General features: G+C 72.8%; 1 protein-coding gene. It reads left to right on the top strand.

Going from position 1 to position 832, the window contains the following annotated elements:
• Nucleotides 1–10: 10 nt before the first annotated feature.
• Nucleotides 11–832 (top strand): FAD-dependent monooxygenase (locus AB0G02_RS37505; protein WP_360804456.1); only part of this gene is annotated, 822 nt, incomplete at its 3' end.

Here is an 832-nt window from a genome sequence, read left to right as displayed (position 1 = left end):
GCTCACCGAGGTGGGCGGCCACGTGCACCGCGGCTGGACGCTGGTGGACGTCACCGAGCAGTACCCCGGCGCCTGCGCCCTGGTCTCCGACGACTCCACCGGCGAGATCCGCGCCATCCGCGCCCGCTACGTCGTCGGCTGCGACGGCCTGCACAGCGTCGTGCGGCAACGCGCGGGCATCGCGTTCGAGGGGCACGACCGACCGCACAACTTCGCGCTCATCGAGTTCGTCATGGAGTGGGACGGCCCCGAGGGCGAGATCAGCTTCTTCTTCTCGCCCGCGGGCCTGGCCGCGATCTCGCACCTGCCCGGCCGGCTGTACCGGATGGTGGCGCTGGTCGAGGACGACACACCCGTCCCGGACCTGGCGGCCGTGCAGGAGATGCTCGACGCGCGCGGCCCGTCCGCCGCCGGCGCGAGGGTGGAGTCGCTGGAGATGGTGTCCATCTGGCGGGTGCGCCACCGGCTCGCCGAGACGTTCCGCAAGGGCCCGTTCTTCCTCGTCGGTGACGCCGCCCACGTGCACAGCCCGGTCGGCGCGCAGGGCCTGAACACCGGCATCCAGGACGCGTTCAACCTCGCCTGGAAGCTCGCCGCCGTGCTGGACGGCACGGCCGCGCCCGCGCTGCTGGACAGCTACGACGGCGAGCGCCGCCCGATGGCGCAGGGCCTGCTGGCGTTCACCGCCCAGCTGCACGACGTGTCCACCATGAGCGACCCGGACAGCATCCACCTGCGCAACCGGATGCTCGGCGTGCTCGGTGAGCTGCCCGAGTTCTCCGGCTGGCTCGCCCGCCGGCTCGCGCAGCTGGCCATCACCTACGGCGGCGAC

Origin of the sequence: Actinosynnema sp. NPDC023658 (assembly GCF_040639995.1) — a bacterium.
In the GTDB taxonomy this organism is placed as follows: Bacteria; Actinomycetota; Actinomycetes; order Mycobacteriales; family Pseudonocardiaceae; genus Actinosynnema.
The sequence above is the reverse complement of the archived record's forward strand: the minus strand, read 5'-3'. Positions and strand labels throughout refer to the sequence as shown.